At 66.2% G+C, this 12512-nt stretch carries 11 protein-coding genes and 1 tRNA gene; 10 read left to right on the forward strand and 2 right to left on the reverse strand.

The window, feature by feature from the left end; all coding sequences use genetic code 11:
- Positions 1–77: 77 nt before the first annotated feature.
- The 6 genes from AAGD32_06020 to AAGD32_06045 all read left to right on the forward strand — a co-directional run bounded on the left by AAGD32_06020 (position 78) and on the right by AAGD32_06045 (position 7259).
- On the forward strand, positions 78–878 hold the full coding sequence (locus AAGD32_06020; protein ID MEM8873801.1) for a PEP-CTERM sorting domain-containing protein: 801 nt from the start codon (positions 78–80) through the stop codon (positions 876–878).
- Between the two features lie 125 nt (positions 879–1003).
- Positions 1004–1831, forward strand: coding sequence for a PEP-CTERM sorting domain-containing protein (locus AAGD32_06025; GenBank protein ID MEM8873802.1), 828 nt, complete (start codon positions 1004–1006; stop codon positions 1829–1831).
- The gene (locus AAGD32_06030) at positions 1828–2793 is read left to right on the forward strand and encodes a glycosyltransferase family 8 protein (protein ID MEM8873803.1); all 966 of its coding nucleotides are present in this window, start codon (positions 1828–1830) and stop codon (positions 2791–2793) included. Before AAGD32_06025 ends, AAGD32_06030 begins: the two co-directional genes overlap by 4 nt.
- Positions 2780–4684, forward strand: a complete 1905-nt coding sequence (locus tag AAGD32_06035) for a YjhG/YagF family D-xylonate dehydratase (GenBank protein MEM8873804.1) — start codon at positions 2780–2782, stop codon at positions 4682–4684. Before AAGD32_06030 ends, AAGD32_06035 begins: the two co-directional genes overlap by 14 nt.
- Positions 4681–5841 carry a fumarylacetoacetate hydrolase family protein gene (locus AAGD32_06040; GenBank protein ID MEM8873805.1) on the forward strand — a complete coding sequence of 387 codons (1161 nt, stop codon included), beginning with the start codon at positions 4681–4683 and terminating at the stop codon, positions 5839–5841. Before AAGD32_06035 ends, AAGD32_06040 begins: the two co-directional genes overlap by 4 nt.
- 2 nt (positions 5842–5843) lie before the next feature.
- Positions 5844–7259, forward strand: coding sequence for an aldehyde dehydrogenase (NADP(+)) (locus AAGD32_06045; protein ID MEM8873806.1), 1416 nt, complete (start codon positions 5844–5846; stop codon positions 7257–7259).
- 4 nt (positions 7260–7263) lie between these two features.
- Here the strand turns inward: AAGD32_06045 and AAGD32_06050 are convergent, their stop codons facing one another.
- A complete protein-coding gene (locus tag AAGD32_06050; protein MEM8873807.1) occupies positions 7264–8220 on the reverse strand; it encodes a carbon-nitrogen hydrolase family protein in 957 nt (318 codons plus the stop codon).
- Between the two features lie 24 nt (positions 8221–8244).
- Between AAGD32_06050 and AAGD32_06055 the strand changes: the two genes are divergently transcribed.
- The 4 genes from AAGD32_06055 (at position 8245) to AAGD32_06070 (ending at position 11056) form a co-directional block, all read left to right on the forward strand.
- Complete coding sequence (locus tag AAGD32_06055; GenBank protein MEM8873808.1) at positions 8245–8976, forward strand: prolipoprotein diacylglyceryl transferase family protein; 732 nt, start codon at positions 8245–8247, stop codon at positions 8974–8976.
- 54 nt (positions 8977–9030) lie between these two features.
- Positions 9031–10464 (forward strand): radical SAM protein, encoded by a 1434-nt coding sequence (locus AAGD32_06060; GenBank protein ID MEM8873809.1) that lies wholly within the window; start codon positions 9031–9033, stop codon positions 10462–10464.
- The gene (locus tag AAGD32_06065; GenBank protein MEM8873810.1) at positions 10461–10901 is read left to right on the forward strand and encodes a hypothetical protein; all 441 of its coding nucleotides are present in this window, start codon (positions 10461–10463) and stop codon (positions 10899–10901) included. The genes AAGD32_06060 and AAGD32_06065 overlap by 4 nt, the downstream gene beginning before the upstream one ends.
- Before the next feature lie 81 nt (positions 10902–10982).
- A tRNA-Asp gene (locus AAGD32_06070) sits at positions 10983–11056 on the forward strand.
- Between the two features lie 50 nt (positions 11057–11106).
- Here AAGD32_06070 and AAGD32_06075 read toward each other — a convergent pair.
- Entirely contained in the window at positions 11107–12507 is a 1401-nt protein-coding gene (locus AAGD32_06075; GenBank protein ID MEM8873811.1) for a sulfatase, read from the reverse strand.
- Between the last annotated feature and the right edge of the window lie 5 nt (positions 12508–12512).

Genomic DNA, 12512 nt, shown 5'->3' on the forward strand with positions numbered 1-12512 from the left:
TGTGACGGACAGCACGGCGGGTCTGCCGGCTCTTTGGTCCACACCAACTGAACGTCATCTTGGGAAGCGGAGATTCCATGCGCACACATTTCAACTACCTCACCGCGTTCGCGGTCACGGCCAGCGTCACTGCGGCCGCCGTGGCCGTGCCTGCTTACGAACCTTTCGACTACGCCGTCGGCGACACAGTCGTCGGCAACGATGGCGGCTTTGGCTTCGACGGCCCCTGGTTCAACGTCCTCGGCTCACAGGGCGAGATTATCGAGGGCTCGCTCGTCGATCCGACGGGCTTGCTCCTGACCGAGGGTAACACCGGCTCCGAGATCGACGAGGGCCGGGTGTACCGACTCGTTGACGAGCCCCAGCCGAGCGCCGGTGGCGACGGTCCTTTTGAGCAAACGATCTTCCTCAGCTTCTTGATGCAGACCACCAACGACGAAGCCTACTACGGCTTCGAGTTGTTCGACGGTGGCAACAACGATTCGAACCGAACCGTGCAGATCGCCAACGAGGGCGGGGTCTTCCAGGTCCGACTCAACAACGACGACGCGCTCTCGGCACCGCTTCCGTCGCCCGGTACCGACACGCATCTGTACGTCTTGCGGCTCGACTTCTCCGACGCGCTTGACAACATCACCGTCTACGTTGATCCCGATCCGAGCCAGCCGGAGCCGGCCGTGGCCGACGCTTCGGTGCTCGGTGATATCAGCTACGACCGCGTCGCCTTCGCGATGTTCCAAGGCCCACGTGAGGAGTCGCTGCTCGTCGATGAGCTTCGCATCGGTGATTCGTTCGATGACGTGACGCCGTTCCCCGAGCCGGCCTCGCTCGGCCTCCTCGCCATGGCCGGCCTCGGGCTCATGCGTCGCCGCCGCTAAGCCCACCAATCGCCATCTTCGGCCTGGCCATCGGCCGTGCTCTCGCACGCCGGTCCAGGCCGAAGGTGGCGAACGCTTCTGTTCCGAGACCCACTTTGTTTCATCTGTCCGTGAAGATATTCGCCGTGAGTAAGACAACCTTCGTGACCGCATGGTTGGCGACTTTCGCCGCCGGCACGGCCGCCGTCGCCGATGTACTTCCGTCATTCGCCTATGAAGGGTTTGATTACACGCCCGGTACCGCCGTCGACGAAAGCAACGGCGGGGCGGGTTTTGTAGGTCCGTGGTTCAACGCCGTCGGCTCGGAGGGCGTGGTCGTCGAAGGGTCGCTCGCCGAACCGACCGGGACGCTTTTGACCAACGGCAATGCCGGAGCCGAGATCGATGAAGGTCGCCTCAACCGCCAACTCCAGTTCGCTCTGCCCGACCTCGTCGCACCCGAAGGGCCTGCACCCGCCGGCGATCTCTACATCAGCTTCCTGATGCAGACGACCAACGACCAGGCCTACTACGGCTTCGAGCTGTTCGACGGCGGCAACAACGATTCCAACCGCGTGCTCCAGGTCGCCAACGAAGGCGGGGAGTTTCAGCTCCGCCTCAAGAACGATCCACTGTCCTCGGTCGCGCTGCCCACGTCCGGCACCGAGACGCATCTCTATGTGCTGCGGTTCGAGCTCATCAACAACGACGCGGTCGTGAGCGCCTACGTCGACCCTGATCCGGCGGCACCGGAGAATGTGAGCGATGCGTTCATCGCATCGACCGACTTCCTGTCGTTCGATCGCGTGGAGTTCGCGATCTTCCAAGGCGGCACCGGCGACAGCCAACTGCTCGTCGACGAGATTCGCATCGGCAGCACTTACGCTTCGGTCTTGCCGTTGATCCCTGAACCGGGCACACTCGGTCTGCTCGGCGCTGCAGGTCTTGGCCTGTTTCGTCGCCGACATGCATGACTGACCCCCGTGACATCGTCGTTGTCTTTTGCGTCGATGCCGCGTTCGCACTGCCGCTCGCGGTCGCACTCAGCTCCGCCGCCGATCATCTTGCCGATGGTCGGCGGCTTTGCGTTCACATCCTCCACAACGACATCCCGCCCGACACGCAAGCACGCATCGAGCGTGCCGCGCCCGATGCCGTTGTGCAATGGCACACCTTGCGCCTCGCCGATCATCTGGCCGACCTGCGCGGCGGCGGGGGTGCTGACCTGCCGACCACGTCGCACCTGAACGAAACGGTGTATTGGCGCTTGCTGTTGCCGCGCCTTTTGCCCGCCGCCGACCGCGCGATCTACCTCGACTGCGACATCCTCGTCGCCGGCGATCTCGCGGAGCTGTGGGACACGGATCTGGGCGGCAAGTCCCTCGCGGCGGTGCCGGACTTCGTGTTCTCGACCGTCCGCCTCGCGTTCAACGACCTGACCAGCTGGGCCGACTACGGCGTCGACGGCGACGGCCCGTACTTCAACGGCGGCGTGCAACTGCTCGACCTTGCGGCTTGGCGCGAACGCAAGATCGCCGAGCAGACCGTCGCATTCCTCGACGAATATCCCGTGCGCTTGCTCGAGCAGGACGCGATGAACTGCGTTTGCGCCGGCGACTGGCACCGGCTCGATCTGGCGTGGAACGTGCAGCTGTTTCCGATCATGCGGCCCGAGAAGTTCAAGGACACCGACGTCGCCGCCGAAGTGCGACAGCGCCCGATGCTGGTTGACGATGCGAAGATCCTGCACTTCACCGGCCCCAAGCCGTGGTGGCCGATCCTGCGTCACCCTCTGCGCGGCCGGTACCTGCGCGAGCTGAGTGCGAGCAGTTTTCAAAGCAAGACGGAGCATGTCGCCTGGCGCGCGAAGCTCGAAGCACGCCGCGCGGGTGCGGCCGTGGGCAAGCTGGTAGGCTTCGGCCATGCCAACCGATGATCCGCTTTTCGGCCCCGCCGACTTCGACGTGCCGACCACCGCGCCCGGCCCGACCGGCAGCCTGCCGCTGACCGACGAGATGCTCCGCCAGCGCCCGAGCGGTGACCTGTTCGGCCTCTCGCAGAACGCCGGCATGGGCTGGAGCCCCGACGCGATGCTCGGGCCCGAGGTGCTTTTGCTCAGCACCCAAGGCGGCATCCGCGCGCCCGACGGCAAGCCGATCGCGCTCGGCTATCACACCGGCCACTGGGAGGTCGGCCTGCTCATGCACGAAGCCGCCGACGTCGTCCGCAGCGCCGGCGGGACGCCGTTCGCCGGCTTCGTCTCCGACCCTTGCGACGGGCGAACCCAAGGCACCGTCGGCATGTTCGACAGCCTGCCGTATCGCAACGACGCGGCGATGGTCCTGCGTCGGTTGATTCGATCACTGCCGACGCGCAAGGGCGTCGTCGGTGTCGCGACCTGCGACAAGGGTCTGCCGGCGATGATGATCGCGCTGGCTGGCTGCGGCGACCTGCCCGGCGTGATCGTCCCCGGCGGCGTGACGCTACCGCCGGCGGTCGGCGAAGACGCGGGCAAGGTACAGACCATCGGCGCACGCTACAGCGTCGGCGAGCTGTCGCTCGAAGAGGCTGCCGAGCTCGGCTGCCGAGCGTGTGCGACGCCCGGCGGTGGCTGCCAGTTTCTCGGCACTGCGGCCACCGCGCAGGTCGTCGCCGAAGCGCTGGGCATGGCCGTCCCGCACAGTGCGCTCGCCCCGAGCGGCCAACCGATCTGGCGTGACGTCGCCCGCCGCTCCGCCTCGGCCGTGCTGCGGATGACTCGCAAGGGCGTGGCGATGCGCGACGTGCTGAGCGACGCCGCCGTGCGAAACGCGATGACCGTCCACGCCGCGTTCGGCGGATCGACGAACTTGTTGCTGCACATCCCGGCCGTCGCCCACGCGGCGAAGCTGGCCCGACCGAGCGTCGACGACTGGACCAACGTGAATCGCCGCACGCCGCGCTTGGTCGATGCGTTGCCGAACGGGCCGATCGGCCATCCGACCGTCCGTGTCTTCCTCGCCGGCGGCGTGCCGGAGGTGCTTGTGTATCTGCGCGAACTGGGCTTGCTGGAACTCGACGTGCCGACCGCGACGGGTCGGACGTTGGACGAAGTCATTGACGGCTGGCAACGCAGCGAACGCCGCAAGAGGCTTCGCGATCAACTGCATCAACGTGACCGCGTCGATCCCGACGACGTGATCCTGCTGCCGGCCCGGGCGAAGCAACGCGGCCTCACGCCCACAGTCTGCTTCCCGCGCGGCAATCTCTGCCCCGACGGCGCCGTCGTGAAGTCCACTGCGATCGACCCGAGCGTCATCGACGACGACGGCGTCTACCGCCACGAGGGACCGGCGAAGGTCTTCACCACCGAGCCCGCCGCGATCGCCGCGATCAAGAACGGCGGCGTCGTCGCGGGCGATGTCATCGCGCTCATCGGCCGCGGGCCCATCGGCTGCGGCATGGAAGAGTGCTATCAAGTCACGGGCGCGCTAAAGCACGTCTCCTTCGGCAAGCACGTCGCGCTGATTACTGACGCGCGGTTCAGCGGCGTGAGCACTGGCGCGTGCATCGGCCACGTCGGCCCCGAAGCACTCGCTGGCGGGCCGGTCGGACGACTGCGCGACGGCGACCGCGTCCGCATCGAAATCGACACGAAGAACCTCACCGGCAGCGTGGACGCCGTTGACGCGTCGGTCGTGCACCGCGAGCCGCACCCGGACTTGCGCGCCGACGTGAACATCCCCGATGACACGCGGCTGTGGGCCGCACTGCAACAAGTCGGCGGCGGTACGTGGGGCGGTTGCGTCTACGACGTCGACTCGATTGTCGATAAGCTCCGGTCATGAACGCACTGCCCGAGGACGGAACGCTGGTCGGCCGCGTGTGGAACGGCGAGGGGCCGCTGATTGTCGTCCGCCGCGGTGACGATCTGATCGACGTCACCGACACGTTTCCAACGATGTCGCGTTTGATCAACGACGCCGACCCGCTGCGCGTCTACGAAGTCGATGGACCGGTCGCTGGAGAGGTGCGGGAGATTCTCAGGAACTCCGAAGCCGGGGCGCAGCCCCGGGTACCCGGGGCTGCGCCCCGGCTTCATCACCCGCACCTGCTCGCTCCCAACGACTTGCTCGCGACCAAGGCTTGCGGCGTCACGTTCATCCGCTCGCTGCTCGAACGCGTTGTCGAAGAGAAAGCCAAGGGCGACCCCGCCGTCGCCCAGCAGGTCCGCGGCATGATCACCGAAGCGCTTGGCGACGACCTATCCAAAGTCGCCCCCGGCTCGCCGGAGACGCAAGCGCTCAAGAAGAAGTTCATCGCCGCCGGCGTTTGGAGCCAGTACCTCGAAGTCGGCATCGGCCCGGACCCAGAGGTGTTCACCAAGGCCCAGCCGATGGCGTCGGTCGGCTACGGTGCGGAGGTCGGCGTGCTGCCAGACTCGTCGTGGAACAACCCGGAGCCGGAGGTCGTGCTCACGGTGAGCCGACGCGGCGAGATACGTGGGGCGACGCTTGGCAACGACGTGAACCTACGCGACTACGAAGGGCGCAGCGCACTGCTGCTGGGCGAGGCGAAGGACCAGAACGGCTCGTGTGCGATTGGGCCGATGATCCGATTGTTCGATGAGTCGTTCACGCTCGCCGATGTCGAAGCTTGTGAGGTTGAACTTCACATCACCGGCGTTGATGGCTTCGAGACGCGCGGCCGCAACCGTATGGCCGAGATCAGCCGCAAGCCCGCCGACCTCGTCGCCGCGGCGCTCGGGCCGCACCACCAGTACCCCGACGGCATGATGCTTTTCCTCGGCACGATGTTCGCCCCGACCGACGATCGCGATGGCACGGGCGGCGGCTTCACGCACAAGCTCGGCGACCGCGTCGAGATCAGCACACCAAGCCTCGGCACGCTCGTCAACACCGTCAACCACACCGACAAGATCCCGCCGTGGACGTTTGGCGCCGGCGAGCTCTTCGACTTTCTCCAACAACGTCGCAAAGGTTAACCATGCACGGACACTCGATTATCGAAGGCCAGCCGACCAGCGCCGGCGGCGACACGTTCACCGCGACGAACCCCGCGACCGGTGACGCGCTGCCGACCACGTTCGTGTATGCGACGGCGGACGATGTGGATCGCGCCTGCATGTCGGCGGCCGACGTGTTTGCGGCGTTCCAGCGGGCCGAGCGTGCGCCGTTCCTGCGTGCGATCGCGGACAAGATCGAAGCATTGGGCGACGAACTGCTCGAACGATTCACCGCCGAGACGGCATTGCCGCGCGGACGGGCCGAGGGCGAGTGCGCACGCACCTGCGGACAGCTGCGGAACTTCGCCGACCAGATCGAACGCGATGATTGGAACTCGCCGATCAAGCAGGGCAATCTTTCCCGGCGTTACGTTGGCATCGGGCCGGTGGCGGTGTTCGGGCCGGCGAACTTTCCGCTGGCCTACGGCGTCGCGGGCGGGGACACCGCCAGCGCACTCGCCGCCGGTTGCCCGGTCATCGTCAAAACGCACCCGAGTCACCCCGGCGTGTGCGAGCTTGTCGCCGGCGCAATCGTCGATGCTGCCGCCGAGACCGGCATGCCTGCGGGCGTCTTCGCGTTGCTCGTCGGTGGCGTCGAGGTGGGCGAGCGGATCGTGAAGCACGCGGACGTGCGTGGCGTCGGGTTCACTGGCAGCGAGAATGGCGGCCGCGCGATCTTCGACGCCGCGGCCGCGCGACCCACGCCGATCCCCGCGTTCGCGGAGATGAGCAGCTTGAACCCGATCGTCGTCTTGCCAGGGCATTACACGGATGAGTTTGTCGATGGCTTGGTCGGTTCGGTGACGCTGGGCGTGGGGCAGTTCTGCACGAAACCGGGGCTGATTTTCGTGCCGAGCGGGACGGATCTGAGCGGGTTAAAGGACAAGCTCGCGGCGGTCGGGTCGCAGACAATGCTCAACGCGTCGATGCGGAAGTCGTACGTCGAAGGCACCGCGAAGCTTGCCAGTGTGCCCGGCACCGAAGCACTACTCATGCCGGAGGACGACGCCGGGTCGGGCGGGGCGAACGCGACGCCGGCGTTGCTGCGCGTCGCCGCCACTCACTTCGGGCAGAGCAAAGTGCTGCACCGCGAAGTATTCGGCCCCGGCACGCTCGTGGTCGAGTACGACGATCTCGCCGATGTCCGCATCGCCTCGGCCCACCTCGGTGGCCAACTCACCGCGAGCGTCCATGGCGAACCCGACGACGACCTGTTGCACCTGCTGACCACGCTTGCGGGCCGGGTGATCTTTGGCGGCTATCCGACGGGCGTGGAAGTCACCGCCGCGATGGTCCACGGCGGCCCGTACCCAGCGACGACCGACGCCCGGTTCACCGCCGTTGGCGACCGCGCGATCGACCGCTGGCTGCGGCCGGTGTGCTTGCAGGGGGCGTGAGTCGTCAGTCGTTGAAGCGTGCGGTGGTCTGCCGCTCACGGTTGACGTGCAACTGCGTCACATCCGGTCGGCTGTAGTGGCCGACGGGGTCGAAGTTCTGGCGTTCCTCGCGCACCTTCGCGTGGTCGATGTTGACGACGAACAGGCTCTCGTTGCCGACCTGCGGCTCCAAGACGAACTCGCCGTTCGGGCCCGCGACGCATGAGCCGCCGTCGTGGAGGAGGTCAGGCATGCCGTCGACGATTGCGGCGCGGTTGGGCGTGTCGTCGGGGAAGTCGTCGGGGCGAAGCAGCGCGCTGACGGAGACGACATAGCTGCGCGACTCGCGGGCGATGAAGCGGGTGATGTCCTGGGTGTTGCGTTGCGAGCCGGGCCAGACGGCGATGTGCAGGTCTTCGCCGAGCGCGTAGAGCGCGGCGCGGGGCAGGGGCATCCAGTTCTCCCAGCAGTTCAAGCCGCCGACGGTGAACGCGCCGAGCGGATGGACGCGCAGCCCGTGCCCGTCGCCGGGGGACCAGGTGAGGCGTTCCTCGTAGGTGGGCATGAGCTTTCGGTGCACCGAGCCGATCTCGCCGGCCTTGTTGATGTAGACGAGCGAGGCGTAGAGGCTGTGGCCGCCGCGGTCGGCGGGGCGTTCGATGAGGCCGAGGTAGACGGCGGTGGCGTTGCGTTTCGCCGCGGCCCGGACGTCGTCGAGATCGCCGGCGTCGATGTCGATCGCGTTGGCCATGTAGTGCGCGTGCAGTTGTTTTTGCGGCGGTGAGTCGAAGACCGCGCCGCCGGTGCGGTCGAGCCAGACGGGATAGCCGGGCACGAGGGCTTCGCCGAAGGCGACGAGGTCGCACTTGCTGCGGCCCGCCTCGTCGAGCGACCGCACGACCTTCGCCAGCGTCGCGGTGCGGTCGAGCCAGACGGGGGCGATCTGGGCAAGGCCAATCGTGAGCGTGTCGGCGTGGGACATGGCGATAGGTTACGCTCGGACGGCGTGTCGTTTCCGGTTTACATCCCGTTGCCGATCGTCGGCGAGGTGCATCCGCACCTGTTGTCCGAAGTGCTAGCGTACTCGCTCGGGTTTCAGTTGTATCTGTTGCTCAAGCGACGCGGTGGCGGGCCGGCGTTGTCGGTGGAGCAGTCGTTGTGGCTGCTGGCGGGCGCGATCCTCGGGGCGGCGGTCGGGGCGAAGATGCTCAACTTCGCGGAGTGGCGCACGCTCGAAGGTCTGCTCGGCAAGACCGTGGTCGGCGGCATCCTCGGCGGGTGGGCCGGCGTGGAGATCATCAAAAAGTTCCAGCACATCCCCGGCAGCACCGGCGGGCTGGTGACGCTGCCGTTGTGTGTCGGTATCGCACTCGGCCGCGTCGGCTGTTTCCTCACCGGCCTCGACGATCGCACGTTTGGCGTCGCGACGACCTTGCCGTGGGGCATCGACTTTGGCGACGGCATTACACGCCATCCAACCCAGCTCTACGACATCGCCGTGGTGACAGTGATTGCGATTGTCTTGTCAGCCCTGTTGCCACGCAACCGGAGGCCGACCGACGGCGCGCTTGACTTCCGCCTCTTCATCATCGGCTACCTCGGCTGGCGCTTCGTCGCCGAGTTCATCAAACCGACCGAGCGCGTGTACGTCGGCCTGAGCGCGATCCAATGGGCGTGCGCGCTCGGCGTGGCCATTGCTTTGTGGAACATTTTGCGGCCGCGCCGCAGCCGCCTGTGAGCCGCCCCACGGGCGGCTGCGCCGCACCGCTACACTTGATGCCGGTTCACCGCCATGCCCGATCGTCCGTATCTCTTCCACGACCTCACCATCGCGCTCTGCTCGACGTGCCTCACTCGGGTCGAGGCGAAGGTGGTGGAGCAGGACGGGCGGATCTACATGCACAAGCGTTGTCCGACACACGGGTTTGAGAAGGTGTTGATCTCGTCGGATGCCGAGTACTGGAAGCGGTCGCGGCAGACGATCAAGGCGGGGCAGATGCCGTTGAAGTTCAACACGCCGATCAAGTACGGCTGTCCGTACGACTGCGGCCTGTGCCCGGATCACGAACAACACTCGTGCCTGACGCTGATCGAGGTGACCGACGGGTGCAACCTGCGTTGTCCGATTTGCTACGCCGACAGCGGGCCGGAGCGGGTCGAGTCGCATCGGAGCCTTGAGGTGATCGAGGGGATGCTGGATGCGGTGGTGCGGAACGAGGGTGAGCCGGACGTGGTGCAAATCAGCGGCGGCGAGCCGACGATCCACCCGCGGTTCTGGGACATCCTCGATGCGGCGAAGGCCAGGCCCATCAAGCACCTGATGGTCAATTCCAACGGCGTGCTCATCGCGAGCAAACCCGACTTCGCCAAGCGCCTCGCCGAATACATGCCGGGCTTCGAGATCTACCTGCAGTGGGACTCGTTCAAGCCCGACGCGTTGCGGGAGCTACGCGGGCAGGATCTGGCCGATGTACGCATGCGCGCCTTGGAAAATCTCAACGACGCCGGTGTGTCGACAACGCTTGTCTCGACACTCAAGCGTGGGCTCAACGACGACGAGATCGGCAAGACGATCGACTTCGCGCTACAACAGCCATGCGTGCGCGGCGTGAGTTTCCAACCCGTGCAGGACGCCGGGCGGACCGAGCAGTTCGACCATGCGAAAGACCGCCTCACCCTCGCGGATGTCCGCACCGGCATCCTTGAACAGACCGACGTGTTCGAGCCGAATGACGTGATCCCGGTGCCGTGCCACCCGGACTGTTTGGCGATGGCGTATGCGCTCAAAGTCGGCGGTTGCGTCACACCCCTGACCGGCCTCATCGACCCGCAAACGCTTCTGCAGGACGAAGGCTCGACCATTATCTACGAGAAGAACCCGCGTTTGCGTGACGAACTGCTCAAACTCTTCTCCACCGCCGCGAGCCCGACCGGCAGCGCGACGTCGCTCAAGCAATTGCTCTGCTGCCTGCCCCTCGCGGCCGTTCCCGGCGACATCGGCTACGAAAACGTCTTCCGCGTCATCATCATGAAGTTCATGGACGCCCACGACATGGACATCCGCAGCGTCAAGAAAACCTGCGTCCACATCGCCCAGCCCGACGGCAAGATCATCCCGTTCGATACCTTCAACCTCCTGTACCGCGACCGGGCGGCCCAGCGGTTGGCCGAGCTGCGCGGGGAGCGACGGGGTGAAAATCCACGCTCGCTGGCGGTGCTGCGATGACGGAAAAGGACAACGAGCCGACGCGGGTGGAGCCGATTGATGTCGAGCCGGACCCGAATGATATCGGGCCGATTTTGCCATTGACGCCGGACTATTCGTCGCCGCGACGGGGGTATTTAGGGATCAATCCTTGGATGGCGAACGTCATCTTTTTCGGTGGCTTGGTCGCGAGCGTGATCGGGTTTGTGGTGCTGGGCCGATGGATGGTCGGTGCGGCCAACATGGGTAGTGAGTTTGCCTTGATACTGATCGTGAGTGTCCCGGTGGCGCTCGCCGTGGTTGGGGTTTTGTGGGCGCGTTCGCGGACGGAAGGACGAACGGTTGGCGGTTCGCTGGCGGCGGGGTTGGTCTCGGGCGGGTGTGCGTTGGTGTGTTTGGCGATCGGTTTGGCGTTGCTGATCGCGGGCTTTTGCTTCGTGGCGCTAGCGCGAAACTGATGGCTGAAAATTTCTCGCCGGCAGATCGGTCGGCGTTCTTGACTCATTGCCAAGCAGGTATAACGTCACGACCCCGTCAAAGGGGCCGTAGCTCAATTGGTTAGAGCACCGGACTGTCGATCCGGAGGTTGCGGGTTCGATCCCCGTCGGCCTCGCTGCGAAAGCGACGATGAAGACCCCCGCGACAACGCGGGGGTTTTTGCGTTTAGGTCGTGGGTCGTTCGATCAACCCGCAGCGTCCGGGCGGTTGTCTATCCGGTGGCAGGGCAGCGAGCTTCTCGGCGTACTCGGTCAGGCGGTCGTCGACGAGGCCGCGTCTGACGAGCTCGCGCTCGGGGACTCGGCCCAGGTCGCCGGTATCGTCGCGCCAGCCTTCGACCGCCGCTGACAGCTCGGCGAGCTTGGCCGTGTGGGCCGGGTCGTCGGCGAGATTGCGGACCGCGTGCGGGTCGGCGTCGAGGTCGTACAACTCCTCGGCCGTCCGCAGCCTGAACCACACATCCGCCGGCGACTCGAGTGCCCCCTCGGCGAGCATGCGGCGCATGACCTGCGTCGTGGCCATGTACTCCATGTATTGGTTGCGCTGTCCACGAGCGATGTCGGGGAAGTCGTTGCGGAGGTAGAACCAACGGCCGTCGGTGCAGCCGCGCACGCAGTCGTACGCCTCGTCCATCCGGTCACGTCCGAAGAAGGCCAACGTCCGTGGCTCTCCGGCGAACACCGAGCGCCCGTCGCCCATCGGTCCGGCACCCGCGAGGTCGAGAATCGTCGCGGGGATGTCGACCATGGACACCGGCTTGTGTCGAATCGTGCCGGCTTCGATGCCGGGCCCGGCGGTGATCATCGGGACACGCAGGCCCGCCGGGTAGCACCATCGCTTTTCCCGCGCAAGACCTCGGCCGTGATCGGCGATGACCATCACGCACGTCGAGTCAGCCCGCCCGCTGGCTTCCAAAGCTTCGAGCACGCCGCCGACCTGTGCGTCGACGTACTCGAGATTGCGGTAGTGGCGAGCGATGTCGGTACGAACCTCCGGCGTGTCGGGCAGGTACGGCGGCACCGGTACGTCGCGCGGGTCGGGCACGAGCGGCCGGCCGTCTCCCGTCCAACCCGCCGGTCCCGGCCGATCGTCCGGCCCCGGCATCGACCACATCCCGCTCTCGTGCGTGCCGTTGAAGTTGATATACAGAAACGTCGGCCGGTCGTTGAGCGTGCCCGTGGCAAGACGCTGTTCCCAGCGTTGGTCGTCGTCACGCCAAGCCACACCGTCAGCGGTGGCAGGGTCGAGATTGAAGTCGGTCTTGGTCGGCCATGAGACGAAGTACCCGGCCTCACGCAAGCGCTGCGTGAACAACGGCGGGGATTTCCGCAGCGTCGAGCGCATGTGGTGCGTTCCGACGCGCTGCGGATATCGCCCGGTGATCAGCGACGACCGCGCCGGTGCGCAGACGGGGGCGGTGGAGAACAGGTTCATCCAACGACAGCCTCGTGCCGCGAGTGCGTCGAGGTTGGGCGTCCGCGCGACCGGATCGCCGCTGCATCCGAGCAGCAGGCCCGAGTCCTCGAGAACGATCAAAACGATGTGCGGCCGGTCGTGCGTCTCCATGAGCA

The sequence above is a fragment of the Planctomycetota bacterium genome, assembly GCA_039182125.1.
In the GTDB taxonomy this organism is placed as follows: Bacteria; Planctomycetota; Phycisphaerae; order Tepidisphaerales; family Tepidisphaeraceae; genus JBCDCH01.